The sequence below is a fragment of the Modestobacter sp. VKM Ac-2979 genome, from assembly GCF_026967995.1.
GTDB lineage: Bacteria > Actinomycetota > Actinomycetes > Mycobacteriales > Geodermatophilaceae > Modestobacter.
This window is the reverse complement of record NZ_JAPVBO010000002.1, coordinates 370,793-386,806: the sequence shown is the minus strand read 5'-3', so window position 1 is coordinate 386,806 and position 16,014 is coordinate 370,793. Positions and strand designations below refer to the sequence as shown.

The window sequence follows — 16,014 nt, the reverse complement described above, 5'->3', positions numbered from 1 at the left end:
GCCGGCGTCGGTCACCGCGATGCGGCAGCTGGCCGCCGAGGCGTGGGGACGGCGGGGGTCAGCGCGGTGGCGCCCGGCGTACGACGACGGCGCCCACCACCGCCGCCACCAGGGCGACCGCCACCTGGGCGATGCCGATCCCGCCGCGGTCGCTGCCGAACCACGTGACGCTGGAGACCAGCAGGACGAGGGCGACGCCCAGCAGGAACAGGCCGATCAGCCGCTGTCGATTGGCGCGCGGCTCCGGTGACGTCATGCCGCCGACCCTCTCAGACCCGGCTGAGAACGGTTCCAGTGCGCTGATCGCCCCAGCACCAGCCGGCCGGTGACAGGGTGGGCGGCATGCGTGAGGACCACCGGCCTGCGGTGACCATCGAGCACGTGGCCCGTGCTGCCGGGGTCTCCCGGGCCACCGTCTCCCGGGTGCTCACCGGCTCCGGCCCGTCCTCCGCCGACGCCGGGCAACGGGTGCGTGCCGCGGCCGAGCGGCTGGGCTACACCGCCGACCCGGTGGCCCGCGCGCTGGTCCACGGCCGGGGCACGCGCCTGGTGGTGGCGGTGACCAGCGCATCCCCGACCGAGCTCGTCGACTGCCCCTACGTCTCCCGGGTGGTCGGCTCCACCGCGCAGCGGTGCGCCGGCGAGGGGCTCGGGGTGGCGCTGCAGTGGCTGCCCCTGGGCGCACCGGAGCCCACCCTCGAAGCGCTCGCCCGGGACCGCTCGGTCGCCGGGGTGGTGCTGGTGAACACCACCCGCCGGGTGCTCGCCGCCGTGCCGCCCCGACTGGCCGGGCGGGTGGCCTCCATCGGCGCGGGCTCCCCCACCGTGCCCCTGGTCGACGTCGACACCAGCGCCGCCGCAGCGGCGCTCACCGCACACCTGCTCCGCTCGGGTCGCCGGCGGATCGCGATGCTGGCCGGGCCGCCGTGGCTGCCCTGCGCCGAGCGCCCGGTCGCCGCGCACCGGGCTGCCGTCCGCGCCGCGGGCCTGCCCGATCGGGTGCTGGCCGGGAACTACACCACCGAGAGCGGTCGGCAGGGCGCCGTCGAGGCACTGCGCCGCTGGCCGGACACCGACGCCCTGTACGCCATCTGCGACGAGACCGCGCTCGGCGCGATCCAGGCGGTCCGCGCGCTGGGCCGCCGGGTGCCGGACGACGTCGCCGTGACCGGCTTCGACGACCTGCCGCTGGCGGCCTTCAGCGGGCCGACGCTGACCACGGCGACGCACCCGGTCGAGCAGATCGCCGCCCGGGCTGCGGGCAGCCTGATCGACCGGGACCGCACCCCGGTCACCCTGTTCCCCTCCGAGCTGGTGGTCCGGCAGAGCGCCTGAGCGGGGCGTTCAGCTCGCGGCGGGGTACCGCGAGTGCTCGGGGAAGTTGCCGTACAGCAGCTCGTTCTCCGCGCCCTGGGTGACCGCCTGCACCAACAGCTCGCCACCGACGAAGCAGCCCAGCCAGGAGGCGCCGCGGCCACCGAACGGCTCGGCCCGGTCACCACGGGAGCGGGGCTTGTTGATCCCGACCTTGAACGCCTGCACCTCCCGGGCCAGCCGGCGGGCCTTGTCCTCGTCGTCGCAGGCCAGGCTGGCGACCAGCGCGCCGTTGGAGGCGTTCATCTGGGCCAGCAGCTCCGCCTCGGAGTCGACGACGACGATCGTGTCGATCGGCCCGAACGGCTCGGCGTGCATGAGGGAGCTGGCGCCGGCGGGGGACAGCAGCGCGGCCGGCGCGACGTAGGCCGAGGTGTCCTGGCCGGTGATGAACCGGCCGTCGGAGACGCTGCCCCGGTACAGCGGCACCGCGCCCCGGTGCATCGCGTCGGAGACCTGGCGGCCGAGCTCCTGGGCCTTGGCCGCGCTGATCACCGGCCCGAAGTCCAGCGTCGGGAGGTCGTCGCCGTCGGCCTCGACGGCCAGCGGGTGCCCGAAGCGCAGCGACTGCACGACCGGCAGGTAGGTGGCCAGGAACTGGTCGACGAGCTCGCGCTGGACGACGTAGCGCGGGTAGGCGGTGCACCGCTGCTTGCCGTACTCGAAGCCCTTCTTGAGGTGCGCGGCCAGCCCGGCCCAGTCGGAGAACTCCCAGATCCCCCAGGCGTTGAGCCCCTCCTGCTCGAGCATGTGCCGCTTGCCGGTGTCCAGCAGGTCGGCGGCGACCTTCCCGCCGTTGGAGCGGCCGCCGACGAAGGCCAGTGCGCCGATCTCCGGGGAGCGCACCAGCACGCTGGACAGCTCCGCCCCGCCGCCGGAGAGCAGGGTGACCGGAAGCCCCTCCCGGGCCATCAGCGCGTGGGCCAGGGTCAGGCAGGCCGCACCGCCCTGCGACGGCGTCTTGGCCAGCACCGCGTTGCCGGCGAGCAGCTGCACCAGCTCGGCGTGCACCAGCACCGACATCGGGTAGTTCCAGCTGGCGATGTTGGACACCGGTCCGGCCAGCGGAGCCCGGTCGCCGAGCATGGTGTCGATCTCCTCGACGTACCAGCGGACGCCGTCCAGCGCCCGGTCGACGTCGGCGCAGGCCAGCTTCCACGGCTTGCCGATCTCCCAGGCCAGCAGCAGCGCGAGCTCGTCGCGGGCGGCGGCCATCGCCTCGACGGCGGCGGTGACCCGGGCCTTGCGCTCGGCGAGCGGGGTCTGCGCCCACTCGCGGTGGGCGGCGGCCGCGGCCAGGACGGCGTGCTGCGCCTCGCCGGCCGACAGGCGGGGGAGGCCGATCAGCTTGGTGCCGTCGACCGGGGTGACCAGCGGCTCGGGGCTGCCGATCGGTCGCCAGGCGCCGTCCACGAGGTTGTGCAGCCGGTCGGTGCCGAACGCCTCGGGCGCGAGGTCTGCGGCACGGCCGAGGACCGCGGCCCACTCGGTGCCGGGCTTGACGTGCAGGGCGGGGGGCGACGACGAGGCAGCCATGGCGGCACTCTGCCAGTCGTCTTGGACGTCTGGAGAGTGAACTGGCTCACACGGGCTCCGGGATCGTTGCTCGACCGTGATCCAGCGGCCGGGCGACCCCCGGTGAGTCAGGGCACAGTGAGCCAGGCCACTGCCCTGGGACACGCGCCCTCGAACACGACGGAGGTAACCGATGCAACGACGCCGGCTCACCCTTCCCGCACTCCTCGCCGCATCCGCACTGACCCTGGCCGGCTGCGGCGGCGCCGAGGACGAGCCCACGACCGGGGGTGGTGGGGGGGACGACGCCGCCGCGGCGGACTACCCGACCGACGACATCACCCTGTACGTGCCCTACGCCGCGGGCGGCCCGACCGACCTGGCCGCACGGACGATCGGCGACTGCCTGTCCACGGAGTTCGGGCAGACCGTCGTGGTGGAGAACCGCGAGGGCGCCTCCGGGGCCATCGGCATGCAGGCGATGCTCGCCGGCGGCGCCGACGGCTACAGCCTGTCGCTGATCGCCGTCCCGGCCACCGCGACGAACCCGCTCCAGCAGGACGTCGGCTACACCAACGAGGACTACCTCCCGGTCGCCGCCGTCACCGAGATCCCCTCCGTCCTCGCGGTCGGCGCGGACTCCGAGTACGCCGACGCCGAGGCGTTCTTCCAGGCCGCCGAGGAGAACCCCGGCCAGCTCAACATCGGCGTCCCCGGGGCGACGACGTCCCAGGCGATGGAGGTGCAGCGGATGGCGGAGGAGTACGACGTCCAGCTGACCGCGGTGCCGTTCACCGGGAACGCCGAGATGACCACGGCGCTGCTCGGCGGCAACGTGGACGCCGTCTTCATCAACGCCTCGGAGGACGTGCTGGCGAACATCGAGGCCGGTGAGTTCGTGCCGCTGGCGGTGAGCCCGCCCGAGCAGGTCGACTACCTGGAGGGCGTGCCCACGCTGGCCGAGTCGGGCTTCCCGGAGCTGACCAACAGCGTGTCGGTGTTCGGTCTCGCGGCCCCGGCCGGCACGCCCGACGACGTCGTCACCACGCTGGAGGAGACGGTCAACGACTGCCTGGAGCAGCCCGAGGTGATGGAGCGGCTCGGCGAGCAGTACGTGCCCGACGAGTTCATCGGCACGGACGCCTTCGCCGACCGGATCGACGAGATCGTCGAGACGTACGGGCCGATCCTGCAGGAGTGAGCCCCGGTGGCCGGCGCGTCCGCAGCTGGGGACGGCGCCGGTCACCGCTCGCCTGGTGGCGGGCTGGGCAGCACCTCCTCGGCGGTGGCCAGGAACCCGGCCAGCACCGGGGAGGGGTCCTCCCGTCGCCAGGCCAGCGCGATCGGCACCCGCACGTCGACACCTCCCGCGATCGGGCGGAAGACCACCCCTTCCAGCTGGAGCCGCTCGGCCGAGGCGGGCATCAGCGTCACGCCGACCGCGGCTCCGACCAGGGCGACCACCGTGTGCGTGTCCGGGGCCTCCTGGACCACCCGCGGGGTGAACCCGGCGGAGAAGCAGGCGTGCACCGCGGCGTCGCGCAGCGCCGAGCCGTGCCGCGAGGGGTAGGTGACGAAGCCCTCGCCGGACAGGTCGGCCAGGTCCACGGCGTCCGCACCGGCGAGCGGGTGGTCCATCGGCAGCACGGCCATCAGCGGCTCGTTGAGGATGACCCGGCTGGCCAGCGGTCCGTCGGGCACCGGCGCCCGGAGGAACCCGACGTCGATCCGCCCGTCCAGCAGCGCGCTGACCTGGGCGCCGCTGAACACCGCCGGGTGCAGGTCCAGCCGCACCAGCGGGTAGCGCAGCCGGTAGGCGCGGGCCATCCGCGGGAGCAGTCGCCAGGTGATCGCACCGGTCACCCCGACCCGGATCTCACCGCGCGCGCCCCGCTCCGCCGCCAGCACCGACTCCCGCGCCCGGTCGACCTCGGCCAGCACCCGGTGCACGTGCTCCAGGAACACCACGCCCGCCGCGGTCAGTCGCACCTGCCGGGTGGTCCGCTCCAACAGCAGCGTGCCGACGTCCTGCTCGAGCTGCTTGATCTGCTGGCTGAGCGCCGGCTGGGCAGTGTGCAGCCGGAGCGCCGCCCGCCCGAAGTGCAGCTCCTCGGCCACGGCGGCGAACGCACGCAGGTGTCGCAGCTCCATCGAACCCCTCCGCCACTCATGCACAGCCGCTCTCGATCAGCGGGTCATTCCGTATTGGACCACTCTCAAAGCCGGCCCTAGTGTCCTGGCTCACACGCGGCGTCAACGAGGACGAGGTGAGCACGTGCACGGCTCGACATCTGCGTCCCGCGCCCCCACCGAGGGGACGGCGGACCGGGGGCACCGATGGCGCCAGCTGCACCGGATCGCGCCCCTGCTGCTCCTCGCCTTCGGGGTGGCCGCGGTCATCGGCTCCCGCCGGCTGGGCCTCGGGGAGCTCACGGCCCCGGGGCCGGGGCTGTGGCCCTTCATCGTCTCGGTGCTGCTGACCGGCACCGCAGCCGTGCTGGTCTTCATCGACTCGGCCGAGGACTACGAGCGGTGGACCGGCGGCACGGTGCGGATCATCGCCGGGCTGGTCAGCCTCGGGGTCTTCATCCTGCTGTTCCAGGCCTTCGGCTTCGTCGTCTCGGCGTTCCTGATGCTCGTGCTGTGGCTGCGGGTCTTCGGCGGCGAGTCCTGGCGGTGGACGCTGGGGCTGGCCGTCAGCGGCACGGCCGTGATGTACCTGCTGTTCGTCGAGCTGCTCGGCGTGCCCTTCCCCGACGGCCTCGTCGACACCGTGATCGGGGGCTGACGTGGACAGCTGGGACGGCATCCTCCAGGGCTTCTCCGTTGCCCTGACCCCGACCAACCTGCTGTACGTGTTCTTCGGCGTGCTGATCGGCACCGTCATCGGGGTGCTGCCCGGCCTCGGGCCCACGGCGTCGATCGCCCTGCTGCTGCCGATCACCTACACGGTCGAGCCGGTGACCGCGGTCATCCTGCTGGCCGGCATCTACTACGGCTCGATGTACGGCGGCACGATCACCTCGGTGCTGCTGCGGCTGCCCGGTGAGGCGGCGTCGGTGGTGACCACCTTCGACGGCTACCAGATGGCCAAGCAGGGCCGGGCCGGGCCGGCGCTGGGCATCGCCGCCATCGGCTCGTACATCGGCGGCACGGTCTCCGTTATCGGGATGATCCTGCTGGCGCCCCCACTGGCCGACCTGGCGGTCTCCTTCGGGCCACCGGAGTACGTCGCGCTGACCATCCTGGGCATCCTGCTGGTCACCTACCTGGGCACCGGCTCGGTGCTGAAGAGCCTGTGCATGGCCGCCCTGGGGCTGCTGCTCGCCACGGTCGGCCTGGACCCGATCACCGGTACGGCGCGCTTCACCTTCGGCGAGGTGGCACTGTTCAACGGCCTGGACTTCGTCGCGGTGGCGATGGGCCTGTTCGGTGTCGGGGAGATCCTGCACAGCCTCGAACGCACCGACAAGGTCCAGGCGGTCACCTCCAAGATCAAGGGCATCTGGCCGACCCGGAAGGACTTCCGCGACTCCTCCGGCGCGATCGGCCGCGGCTCGCTGCTCGGTTTCGTGATCGGGGTGCTGCCCGGCGGCGGCGGGGTTGTCTCCTCGCTGGCCTCCTACGCGATGGAGAAGCGCCGGGCCAAGGACCCGAGCCGTTTCGGCAAGGGCGCCATCGAGGGGGTCGCCGGCCCGGAGACGGCGAACAACGCCTCCTCCACCTCGGCGTTCATCCCGCTGCTCACCCTGGGCATCCCGCCCAACGTGGTGCTGGCGCTGATCTTCGGCGCCCTGATCCAGCAGAACATCACCCCGGGGCCGCAGCTGATCGAGCAGGAGCCGGAGATCTTCTGGGGCGTCATCGCCTCGATGGTGATCGGGAACCTGATGCTGCTGGCGCTGAACATCCCGCTGGTCGGGATCTTCGTCCAGATGCTCCGGGTGCGGGCCGGCATCCTCGCCGCGTTCGCGCTGCTGGTCACCATGGTCGGCGTCTTCTCGGTCAACAACAACGCGTTCGACATGTGGGTCGTGCTCGGCTTCGGGATCATCGGCTGGCTGATGAAGAAGACCGGCTTCGAGCCGGGCCCGCTGGTGCTCGCCTTCGTGCTCGGGTCGATCCTCGAGCGGGCGTTCCGGCAGTCGATGCTGCTCTCCGGCGGCGATCTCGACATCTTCGTCACCCGCCCGATCTCCGGCGGCATGTTCGCCTTCATGGCGTTGATCATCATCGTCAGCGCGATCATGAGCCGGCGGCGCAAGGCGGTCTTCGGCCGGGTCGACCCCGCCGACGTCGACGAGACCGACGAGTCGGCCCCGGACGCCGACCGACAGGTGGCCGCCGAGGGCAGCCCCGGCGCCGACTCGACCACCGACACCGCCGCTGACACCCCCACCGACGGCCCCTCGGGGTCCGCCTCCACCACCCCAGGAGAACGATGACCACGCGCCGCACCCTCGCTGTCCTGCTCGTCACCGGCGTCGCACTGACCGGCTGCGGCGGCGCGGAGGAGACCACCGAGGCCGGCGGGTCCGCGGACGGGTACCCGACCGACGACATCCGGCTGCTGGTGCCCTACACGGCCGGCGGCCCGACCGACATCGCCGCCAGGGCGCTGGCGCTGCACATGGAGGGCGAACTCGACCAGAGCGTCGTCGTGGAGAACGCGCCCGGGGCCTCGGGGGCGACCGCCTACCAGCAGCTCATCAACGCCGAGGCCGACGGCTACACGCTGTCGATGACGGCGCTGCCCACGGCGGTGCTCAACTACCTGTCCAACGAGGTCGGCTACACCCGGGAGGACTTCGCGCCGGTCGGCGTGGTCACCCAGGTGCCCTCGGGGATCCTCGTCCCGGCCGACTCGCCGTACCAGTCGCTCGAAGACCTCTTCGACGCCGCCCGGGAGGACCCCCAGGCGGTCACCGTCGGCACGCCGGGGGCCACCAACACCCACGCCGCGGAGACCCAGCGGATCACCGCGCTCTACGACGTCCCGCTCACCGTGGTGCCGTTCAACGGCAACGCGGAGGTGCAGACCGCACTGCTGGGCGAGAACGTCACCGCAGGCTTCGCCAACCTGTCCCAGGACATCCTGCCCGCGATCGAGTCCGGCGATCTCCGGGTGCTGGCCGTCGGCAGCCCGGAGCCGCTGCCCTACGTGGACGCCCCCACCTTCGTCGAGCTCGGCTACCCCGAGCTGGTGCAGAGCACCACGACCTTCGGGGTCATCGCCCCGGCCGGCACGCCGGAGGAGGTGGTGCAGACGCTGGAGGACACGCTGCGCAGCGCGACGGAGGACCCCCAGGTCGTCGAGGCGCTGGACGAGCGCTACGTGCCGGAGGAGTTCATCGGCGCGGACGGGCTGGGCGAGCTGTTCGTCGAGACCGAGGAGACGTTCGGCGATGTCCTCGGCGACTGAGGTCGTGCCGCGGGCGACCGGCGTGCGCACCGGCGCCGACGACCTGGTCGCCGCCCTGCAGGAACTGGGCGTGGAGATCGCCTTCGGCCTGCCCGGGGTGCACAACCTGGCGATCTGGGAGGCGGCGGCCGCCGCAGGGCTGCGGCTGATCGGGGTGCGGCACGAGCAGACCGCGGTCTACGCCGCCGACGGGTACGCCCGCGCCACCGGCCGGCTGGGCGTCGCCGTCGTCACGACCGGCCCCGGGGCGGCCAACACCCTGGGCGCCACCGGTGAGGCGATGGCGTCGGGCGTGCCGGTGCTGGTGGTCGCCACCGACATCCCCAGCACGCTGCGCCGCCCCGGCGTCCACCGGGGCGTGCTGCACGAGACCCGGGACCAGGGTGCGATGTTCGCCCCGGTCACCAAGACGACGGTCACCTGCGACGCAGCCGATCAGCTGGCGGCGGAGACGGTGCGGGCGGGCGCGATCGCGCTGACCCCCGCCACCGGCCCGGTGTACCTGGGGGTGCCGACCGACCTGCTCAGCGCCCCCGTGGACGGCGACCGGCCGGCCGCCCCGACCGTCCCGCCACCGGCTCCCGCTCCCGAGGCGGACGTCGCCCGCGCGCTGGAGCTGCTGGCCGCCGCCCGACGTCCGCTGCTCTGGGTGGGTGGCGGTGCGCTCCGCAGCGGCGCCGGTGAGGTGCTGGGCCGGCTCGCCGAGCAGCTCGCCGCACCGGTGGTCACCACCTACAACGCCCGCGGCGTGCTCCCGCCCGACCACCCGTGCCTGGCACCGGGCCTGGCCCACGTGCCCGACATCGGGGCGCTGTGGGACGACGCCGACCTGGTGGTCGCCGTCGGCAGCGACCTCGACGGTCTGTCCACGCAGAACTGGGCGATGCCCCAGCCGGCCACCCTGCTGGCGGTGAACGTCGACGCCGCCGACGCGAGCAAGAACTACCCGGCCGACCTCACCCTGGTCGGCGACGCCACCGCGGTGGTCGGCCAGCTCCTCGACGGCGCCCCCCAGCGCGAGGGCCTGCCCGAGCTGCGGGCACGGCTGGCCCGCCTGGGCAGCCGGGTGCGCGAACTGGTGGCGGCCGACGAGCCGCAGGCCGCCCAGCTGCTCGACGTCCTGGACCGGGTGGCCGTGCCGGACGGGGTGCTGGTGGCCGACATGTGCATCGCCGGCTACTGGGTCGCGGCCTTCGGGCGGATCCCCGGTCCGCGCCGGCTGGCCTTCCCGATGGGCTGGGGGACGCTCGGCTACGCCTTCCCGGCGGCGCTGGGTGCGGCGCTGGCCGGGCAGGGCCGCACCCTGGCCCTGGTGGGCGACGGCGGTTTCCTCTTCGCCTGCGGCGAGCTCGCGACGGTCGCCCAGGAGCAGCCGGAGCTGACCGTGGTGATCGTCGACGACGGCGGCTACGGGATGCTCCGCTTCGACCAGGTGCACAGCGGGACACCGACCCGCGGCGTCGACCTGGTCACCCCGGACTTCGTCGCCCTGGCCCGCTCCTTCGGCGTCCCCGCCGAGTCCGTCGACGGCTTCGGGCCGGAGTTCGAGCGGCAGCTGACCGCGGCCCTGGCGGCGACCGGCCCGAACGTGCTGGTGGTCCGGGCCGCCCTCACCCCGCCGCCGTCGACGTCCCCGCGCTGGTACCGGCGTCAGGGTCCGCAGTGATCGACAAGCGGGTGGCGACCCTCGCCGACGCCGTCGCCGGGATCTCCGACGGCGCCACGGTGCTGGTCGGGGGCTTCGGGGACTCCGGCGTCCCGGTGGAGCTGGTGCACGCCCTGCTCGACCAGGGCGCCCGGGACCTGACCGTGGTCACCAACAACGCCGGGGCGGGGGAGAGCGACGTCGCGGCGCTGATCCGGGAGCGCCGGGTCCGCCGGATCGTGTGCTCCTACCCCCGGTCGATGGGCTCGATCTGGTTCGAGGAGCTGTGGCGGGCCGGAGAGATCGGGCTGGAGCTGGTGCCCCAGGGGACGCTCAGCGAGCGGATGCGGGCCGCCGGCGCCGGGCTGGGCGGCTTCTTCACCCCGACCGGCGCGGACACCCTGCTGGCCGAGGGCAAGGAGGTGCGCACCATCGGTGGGCGCCCGCACGTGTTCGAGCACCCGCTGCCCGGCGACGTCGCGCTGGTCAAGGCACACCGGGCCGACCGGTGGGGCAACCTGGTCTACCGCAAGGCGGCCCGCAACTACGGCCCCACCATGGCCACCGCAGCGACGCTGACGGTGGTGCAGGTCGAGGAGTTCGTCGAACTCGGCGACCTGGACCCGGAGACGGTGGTCACCCCCGGGATCTTCGTGGACCGGGTCGTGCAGGTGGCGGCGTCGTGATCGACCCGCTGAGCGACGTCGCGGTGGCCCGCCGGGTGGCCCAGGACATCCCGGACGGCGCCTACGTGAACCTGGGGATCGGCATGCCGATCCTGGTCGGCGACGTGGTCGGCCCGGACAAGGAGATCGTCTACCACAGCGAGAACGGGATCCTGGGGATGGGACCGGCCCCGGCACCCGGCGAGGAGGACCGGGAGCTGATCAACGCGGGCAAGCAGCCGGTCACCCTGCTGCCCGGGGGCTCCTACTTCCACCACACCGACGCCTTCGTGATGATGCGCGGCGGGCACATCGACATCTCCGTGCTCGGCGCCTTCCAGGTCTCCGAGGGCGGGGACCTGGCCAACTGGATCACCGACGTCGCCACCATGCCGCCCGCGGTCGGCGGGGCGATGGACCTGGCCGTGGGCGCCCGACGGGTGCTGGTGATGACCACGCACACCACCCGGGACGGCCGGCCCAAGCTGCTGCCCCGGTGCACCTACCCGCTCACCGCCGCGCGGGTGGTGGACCGGGTCTACACCGACCTGGCGGTCCTCGACGTCGGCCCCGACGGGTTCGTCGTCCGGGAGATGGCCCCCGGGCTGACCCGCGCGGAGCTGCAGTCGGTCACCGCCGCCCGGCTCACCTTCGCCGACGACATCGTCGAGCTCGACCCGCACTGACCGGCCCCACCCCACCACCGGAGGCAACGATGCCCCTGTCCCGCACCGCCCGCGCACTCGCCACCGTGACCACGCTCGGCCTGCTCACCGCCTGCGGTGGGGCGGAGGAGACGTCGTCCGGCTCCGCCGACTCGGCCGAGGAGTACCCGACCGAGGACATCCGGCTGCTGGTGCCCTACGGGGCCGGCGGGCCCACGGACCTGGCCGCCCGCGCCTACGGCGCCTCCCTGGAGGAGCAGCTGGGGCAGACGGTCGTGGTGGAGAACCTGCCCGGCGGCTCGGGTGCACTCGCGACCCAGGAGCTGATCGGGGCAGATCCCGACGGCCACACGCTCTCCCTGGCCACCGCTGGGACCCTGGTGGTGACCCCGCTGGCCAACGAGGTCGGCTACACCAAGGACGACGTGACGCCGATCGGGGTGATGACCGAGGTGCCCTCGGTGCTCGCCGTGGGTGCGGACTCGCCGTACGCCACCGCCGAGGACTTCTTCGCCGCCGCCCGCCAGCAGCCCGGCACGCTGAACGTCGGTACCCCCGGCGCTTCCACCCCGCAGGCGATCGAGCTGCAGCGGCTGGCCGAGGAGTACGACGTCGAGGTCACCGCCGTGCCGTTCAACGGCAACGCGGAGATGACCACCGCCCTGCTGGGCGGCAACGTCGACGCGGTGCTGATCAACGCCTCCTCCGACGTGACCGAGAACATCGACGCCGGCCAGTTCCGCCCGCTGGCGGTCTCCTCCGCGGAGCCGCTGTCCTGGCTGCCGGACACCCCCACGCTGGCCGAGTCCGGTTTCCCGGAGCTGACGCTGGCCGGATCGACGTTCGGCCTCATCGGGCCCGGCGAGCTGCCCGAGGAGATCGTCACCCAGCTGGAGGACGCGCTGCAGACGGCGTCCGAGGACCCGGCGGTCGTCGAGCAGATCGGCGAGGAGTACGTGCCGGAGGAGTTCCAGGGCGCGGAGGAGTTCCAAGAGCTGCTCGACCGCACCCAGGAGGTCTACGAGCCGATCCTCGGCGGCTGACCGCCGTCCCCTCCGGGGGTCGATCCGATGGGCGGGGCGCGACACGATCGTGGCCCGCCGCGCCCGCCTGCTTTCGTTCGACGCGATCACGGTTTCGGATCATCTTCACTTGTTGACGTTCAGTTTCGTTCTCCTTAGCTTTGCGGCCTGCATCACAACGCTCCACCCACTCGCCGCTGACGCCGAGGAAGGAACGACCCGTGACCTCACTCGACGAGTTCGCCCGTTCCCGGGCGATCCTCGAGCAGCTCGACAGCCACGGCCGTGTGCTCGTGGCCAGCCTGGCCGACCAGCTGGGCGTGTCCACGGTCACGATCCGCAAGGACCTCGAGGCGCTGGAGCAGCGGTCGGTGCTGCGCCGGGTCCGCGGTGGGGCGGTCCCGGCCGCGGTCTCCGACGAGGGCTCGTTCGAGAGCCGGCTGCGGCACCGGCGGGCCGAGAAGGAGGCGATCGCCGACGCGGTCGCCCCGCTGGTCCGGGACGGCGACGTGATCGCCCTCGACTCCTCCAGCACCTGTCACTACCTGGCCCAGCAGCTGCTCGACCGTCGCGGGCTCGTCGTCGTGACCAACAGCTTGCCCACGGCCACCCTGCTCTCCGAGCGCACCGACGCGAACGTGCTGCTCCCCGGCGGGGTCGTCCGCCGCTCCGCCCGCTCGCTGGTCGGGCTGGTCGGCGACGTCCTCGCCGGCCGCGGCCGGATCGACCGCGGCTTCCTCGGCGGCCACGGCATCTCCGTCGAGCACGGGCTGCTCGACCTGGCGAACGAGGAGGCCCAGGCCAAGAGCTACCTGGCCGACGCCTGCACCGAGGTCTACGGGCTCGTCGACTCCGCCAAGTTCGGGGGCTTCTCCATCCACCCGTGCGTGCCGATCGGCCGGCTGACCGCCGTCTACACCGATGACGGGGTGGACCCGGCCCAGGCCGCCGCGATCACGGCCGCCGGCGTCCCCGTGCACGCCGTGGCGATGGAGCGTCGGTCATGAGCGGCCGGCCGGGCACCGGCCAGACCGTCGCCGCCGTCGACCTGGGCGCCGAGAGCGGTCGGGTCGTCGCGGCCACCTTCGACGGACAGCGGCTGGACCTCGACGTCGTCGGCCGGTTCCCCAACGGGGCCCGCCCGGTGGACGGGGTGCTCCGCTGGGAGTTCGAGCGGCTGTGGGGACACGTCGAGGACCAGCTGGCCGCACTCGGGCAGGACCGGTCGATCGCCTCGGTCGGCGTGGACACCTGGGGCGTGGACTACGGCCTGCTGCGCGCCGACGGCACGCTGCTGGACGAGCCGACCTGCTACCGCGACCCCCGGCAGGTCCGGGCGATGGCCGAGGCCATCGGCATGGTCGGGCAGGAGGCCCTCTACGCCGCCACCGGCTGCCAGACCATGGAGATCAACGGGGTCTTCGCCCTGCTGGACGACGCCCACCACACCGACCGGCTGGCCGGTGCGGCGACGCTGCTGATGGTCCCGGACCTCTTCCACCACCGGCTCTCCGGCCTCCGCGCCACCGAGCACACCGCCGCCTCCACCTCCGGCATGTACGACACCGCGACCGGCAGGTGGGCGACCGGGCTGCTCGACGCCCTGCAGGTCCCCACCCACCTGCTGCCGGCGGTCGTGGCGCCGGGCACCGACGTCGGCCCGGTGGTCGGCCCGCTCGCCGAGGGGCCGCTGGCCGGCACCCGGGTCGTCGTCCCGACCGGCCACGACACGGCCGCGGCGGTGGTGGGCACCCCGTTCAGCGGCCCCGGTGGGCTCTTCATCTCCTCGGGCACCTGGTCCCTGATGGGGGTCGAGCGGGACGACGCCCTGGTGACGCCGGCGACGTCGGCCGCCAACCTCACCAACGAGGGCGGCTACGCCGGCACCGTCCGGCTGCTGCGCAACGTCATGGGGCTGTGGATCCTGCAGGAGTGCCGCCGGCAGTGGGCACGCGAGGGGGCCGACCTCAGCTACACCGACCTGGTCGAGCTGGCCACCGCCGAGCCGCCGCTGCGCAGCATCGTGAACCCCAACGCCACCGACTTCCTGGCCCCGGGCGACATGCCCAGCCGGTTGCGCGCCTACTGCGCGCGGCACGGTGACCCGGTGCCGGAGACGGTCGGCGCGGTCGTCCGCTGCGTGATCGACAGCCTGGCCCTGACCTACCGCGCCACGGCGGAGGACCTGGTGGCGGTGACCGGGCAGCCGGCGACCTCGATCAACGTCACCGGAGGCGGCTCGCAGAACGCCCTGCTGGCCCAGGCGACGGCCGACGCGACCGGCCTGCCCGTGCACTGCGGGCCCGTCGAGGCCACCGCACTGGGCAACGCCGGCGTCCAGCTGATCGCCCTGGGCGAGCTCGCCGACCTGGCCGATCTCCGCCGGGTCGTCGCCGCCTCGGGCCGGCTGCGCACGTACGAGCCGAGGTCGTCCTCCGCGTGGGACGACGCCGCGGCCCGGCTGCGGCAGCTGATGACCGCCGACGACCAGGCCCGCGGCCTCCGCGGCGGCTGATCCACGACTCCCGGGCAGGTGCCCGGTCCCCGCCTCTCTCCCGAGCGGCGGGCTCACCGCGGGGAACACCCCGCATCACGATGGAGTGAAGATGAGCGCAAGGCGTAACAGGGCCACGGTCGCCGTGGTCGGTGTCGGGATGGCCCTCACCCTTGCCGGGTGTGGCGAGGGCAGCGGCGGGTCCGCCGGCGGCAGCGGCGGATCCGGTGGTGGGGACGACATGCCCACGATCGCCTTCGTCCCCAAGTTGCAGGGCATCCCCTACTTCGAGGCGATGAACGCCGGCGGCGAGGCCGCCTGCGAGGAACTGGGCTGCGAGTGGCTGTACCAGGGCCCGGTCGAGGCGGATGCTGCCGCTCAGGCCGACATCGTCCGTTCCTTCATCCAGCAGGACGTCGACGTGCTCTTCGTCGCGCCCAACGACCCCGACTCGATGGCCCCCCTGCTGCAGGAGGCCGCCGACGCCGGCATCGCGGTGGGCACCACCGACACCGACGCGCCGAACTCGGTCCGCGAGGTCTTCGTCAGCCAGGCCTCCACCGAGGGCATCGGCCAGACGCTGACCGACCAGATGGTCGAGGCGATGGGCGGCGCCGGCCGCTACGCCATCGTGTCCTGCGGTGAGACGGCGGAGAACCTGAACAGCTGGATCGAGGTCCAGCGGGAGTACACCGCGTCGGAGTACCCCGAGGTGGAGATCACCGAGGTCGTCTACGCCGGTGAGGACCAGGCCGCGGCCACCCAGATGGCCACCGACCTGATGAACTCCGACCCGACGCTGACCGGGCTGGTCGGCGAGTGCACCTCCTCGGCACCGGGCGTCGCCCAGGCCGTGCGGGACGCCGGCCGGATCGGCCAGGTCTCCACCGTCGGCCTCGGCACCCCCAACTCGATCGCCCCGTACCTGGAGGACGGTTCGGCCTCCTCCAGCGTGCTGTGGGACGTCGAGGCGCTGGGCTACCTCACCGTCTGGGCCGGCATGCAGCTGGCCGAGGGCGCCGAGTTCGAGGCGACCAACGACGTCAACTCCGACCTGTCCGCGGTCGAGTACGACGAGGAGACCAAGACCCTGCTCCTCGGCCCGCCGCTGGTCCTGACCACCGAGAACGTCGGCGAGTTCGACTACTGAGCCACCGAGCCCCGCTGCGGGCGGGCCGGCCGGCCCGCCCGCAGCACCCCTCCGCCACCCCC

Annotated in this window: 15 protein-coding genes; 12 read left to right on the top strand and 3 right to left on the bottom strand. The window is 73.3% G+C overall.

Features of this window, described 5'->3' with window-relative positions; genetic code table 11:
* Window positions 1–58 precede the first annotated feature (58 nt).
* A complete protein-coding gene (locus tag O2W15_RS06340; protein WP_269162420.1) occupies window positions 59–256 on the bottom strand; it encodes a hypothetical protein in 198 nt (65 codons plus the stop codon).
* A gap of 86 nt (window positions 257–342) precedes the next feature.
* Between O2W15_RS06340 and O2W15_RS06335 the strand changes: the two genes are divergently transcribed.
* On the top strand, window positions 343–1,335 hold the full coding sequence (locus O2W15_RS06335) for a LacI family DNA-binding transcriptional regulator (protein ID WP_269178789.1): 993 nt from the start codon (window positions 343–345) through the stop codon (window positions 1,333–1,335).
* Between the two features lie 9 nt (window positions 1,336–1,344).
* Here O2W15_RS06335 and O2W15_RS06330 read toward each other — a convergent pair whose 3' ends face one another.
* Window positions 1,345–2,910: an aldehyde dehydrogenase family protein gene (locus O2W15_RS06330; RefSeq protein WP_269178788.1), complete on the bottom strand. Its 1,566-nt coding sequence runs from the start codon at window positions 2,908–2,910 to the stop codon at window positions 1,345–1,347.
* Between the two features lie 172 nt (window positions 2,911–3,082).
* Here O2W15_RS06330 and O2W15_RS06325 point away from each other — a divergent pair, with 172 nt between their 5' ends.
* Window positions 3,083–4,090 carry a tripartite tricarboxylate transporter substrate binding protein gene (locus O2W15_RS06325; protein WP_269162417.1) on the top strand — a complete coding sequence of 336 codons (1,008 nt, stop codon included), beginning with the start codon at window positions 3,083–3,085 and terminating at the stop codon, window positions 4,088–4,090.
* A 41-nt stretch (window positions 4,091–4,131) separates the two neighbouring features.
* Here O2W15_RS06325 and O2W15_RS06320 read toward each other — a convergent pair whose 3' ends face one another.
* Window positions 4,132–5,040: a LysR substrate-binding domain-containing protein gene (locus O2W15_RS06320; protein WP_269162415.1), complete on the bottom strand. Its 909-nt coding sequence runs from the start codon at window positions 5,038–5,040 to the stop codon at window positions 4,132–4,134.
* Window positions 5,041–5,164: 124 nt separating this feature from the next.
* Between O2W15_RS06320 and O2W15_RS06315 the strand changes: the two genes are divergently transcribed.
* The 10 genes from O2W15_RS06315 (at window position 5,165) to O2W15_RS06270 (ending at window position 15,952) form a co-directional block, all read left to right on the top strand.
* On the top strand, window positions 5,165–5,677 hold the full coding sequence (locus O2W15_RS06315) for a tripartite tricarboxylate transporter TctB family protein (protein WP_269162414.1): 513 nt from the start codon (window positions 5,165–5,167) through the stop codon (window positions 5,675–5,677).
* A 1-nt stretch (window position 5,678) separates the two neighbouring features.
* Complete coding sequence (locus tag O2W15_RS06310; RefSeq protein ID WP_269178787.1) at window positions 5,679–7,334, top strand: tripartite tricarboxylate transporter permease; 1,656 nt, start codon at window positions 5,679–5,681, stop codon at window positions 7,332–7,334.
* Entirely contained in the window at window positions 7,331–8,311 is a 981-nt protein-coding gene (locus O2W15_RS06305; protein WP_269162412.1) for a tripartite tricarboxylate transporter substrate binding protein, read from the top strand. Before O2W15_RS06310 ends, O2W15_RS06305 begins: the two co-directional genes overlap by 4 nt.
* Entirely contained in the window at window positions 8,295–9,977 is a 1,683-nt protein-coding gene (locus O2W15_RS06300) for a thiamine pyrophosphate-binding protein (protein WP_269178786.1), read from the top strand. Before O2W15_RS06305 ends, O2W15_RS06300 begins: the two co-directional genes overlap by 17 nt.
* On the top strand, window positions 9,974–10,642 hold the full coding sequence (locus O2W15_RS06295) for a 3-oxoacid CoA-transferase subunit A (RefSeq protein WP_269162410.1): 669 nt from the start codon (window positions 9,974–9,976) through the stop codon (window positions 10,640–10,642). The genes O2W15_RS06300 and O2W15_RS06295 overlap by 4 nt, the downstream gene beginning before the upstream one ends.
* Window positions 10,639–11,307, top strand: a complete 669-nt coding sequence (locus O2W15_RS06290; protein ID WP_269178785.1) for a 3-oxoacid CoA-transferase subunit B — start codon at window positions 10,639–10,641, stop codon at window positions 11,305–11,307. The genes O2W15_RS06295 and O2W15_RS06290 overlap by 4 nt, the downstream gene beginning before the upstream one ends.
* 29 nt (window positions 11,308–11,336) lie before the next feature.
* Window positions 11,337–12,329 carry a tripartite tricarboxylate transporter substrate binding protein gene (locus O2W15_RS06285; RefSeq protein ID WP_269162408.1) on the top strand — a complete coding sequence of 331 codons (993 nt, stop codon included), beginning with the start codon at window positions 11,337–11,339 and terminating at the stop codon, window positions 12,327–12,329.
* Window positions 12,330–12,529: 200 nt separating this feature from the next.
* Complete coding sequence (locus O2W15_RS06280) at window positions 12,530–13,315, top strand: DeoR/GlpR family DNA-binding transcription regulator (RefSeq protein WP_269178784.1); 786 nt, start codon at window positions 12,530–12,532, stop codon at window positions 13,313–13,315.
* A complete protein-coding gene (locus O2W15_RS06275) occupies window positions 13,312–14,823 on the top strand; it encodes a rhamnulokinase (protein ID WP_269178783.1) in 1,512 nt (503 codons plus the stop codon). Before O2W15_RS06280 ends, O2W15_RS06275 begins: the two co-directional genes overlap by 4 nt.
* A gap of 91 nt (window positions 14,824–14,914) precedes the next feature.
* Window positions 14,915–15,952 carry an autoinducer 2 ABC transporter substrate-binding protein gene (locus tag O2W15_RS06270; RefSeq protein ID WP_269178782.1) on the top strand — a complete coding sequence of 346 codons (1,038 nt, stop codon included), beginning with the start codon at window positions 14,915–14,917 and terminating at the stop codon, window positions 15,950–15,952.
* Window positions 15,953–16,014: the final 62 nt, after the last annotated feature.

What these genes read in the sequence shown, in the direction of transcription:
- O2W15_RS06340 (WP_269162420.1), bottom strand. Translation starts at nt 256, where the DNA reads ATGACGTCACCGGAGCCGCGCGCCAATCGACAGCGGCTGATCGGCCTG.
- O2W15_RS06335 (WP_269178789.1), top strand. Translation starts at nt 343, where the DNA reads ATGCGTGAGGACCACCGGCCTGCGGTGACCATCGAGCACGTGGCCCGT.
- O2W15_RS06330 (WP_269178788.1), bottom strand. Translation starts at nt 2,910, where the DNA reads ATGGCTGCCTCGTCGTCGCCCCCCGCCCTGCACGTCAAGCCCGGCACC.
- O2W15_RS06325 (WP_269162417.1), top strand. Translation starts at nt 3,083, where the DNA reads ATGCAACGACGCCGGCTCACCCTTCCCGCACTCCTCGCCGCATCCGCA.
- O2W15_RS06320 (WP_269162415.1), bottom strand. Translation starts at nt 5,040, where the DNA reads ATGGAGCTGCGACACCTGCGTGCGTTCGCCGCCGTGGCCGAGGAGCTG.
- O2W15_RS06305 (WP_269162412.1), top strand. Translation starts at nt 7,331, where the DNA reads ATGACCACGCGCCGCACCCTCGCTGTCCTGCTCGTCACCGGCGTCGCA.
- O2W15_RS06300 (WP_269178786.1), top strand. Translation starts at nt 8,295, where the DNA reads ATGTCCTCGGCGACTGAGGTCGTGCCGCGGGCGACCGGCGTGCGCACC.
- O2W15_RS06285 (WP_269162408.1), top strand. Translation starts at nt 11,337, where the DNA reads ATGCCCCTGTCCCGCACCGCCCGCGCACTCGCCACCGTGACCACGCTC.
- O2W15_RS06275 (WP_269178783.1), top strand. Translation starts at nt 13,312, where the DNA reads ATGAGCGGCCGGCCGGGCACCGGCCAGACCGTCGCCGCCGTCGACCTG.
- O2W15_RS06270 (WP_269178782.1), top strand. Translation starts at nt 14,915, where the DNA reads ATGAGCGCAAGGCGTAACAGGGCCACGGTCGCCGTGGTCGGTGTCGGG.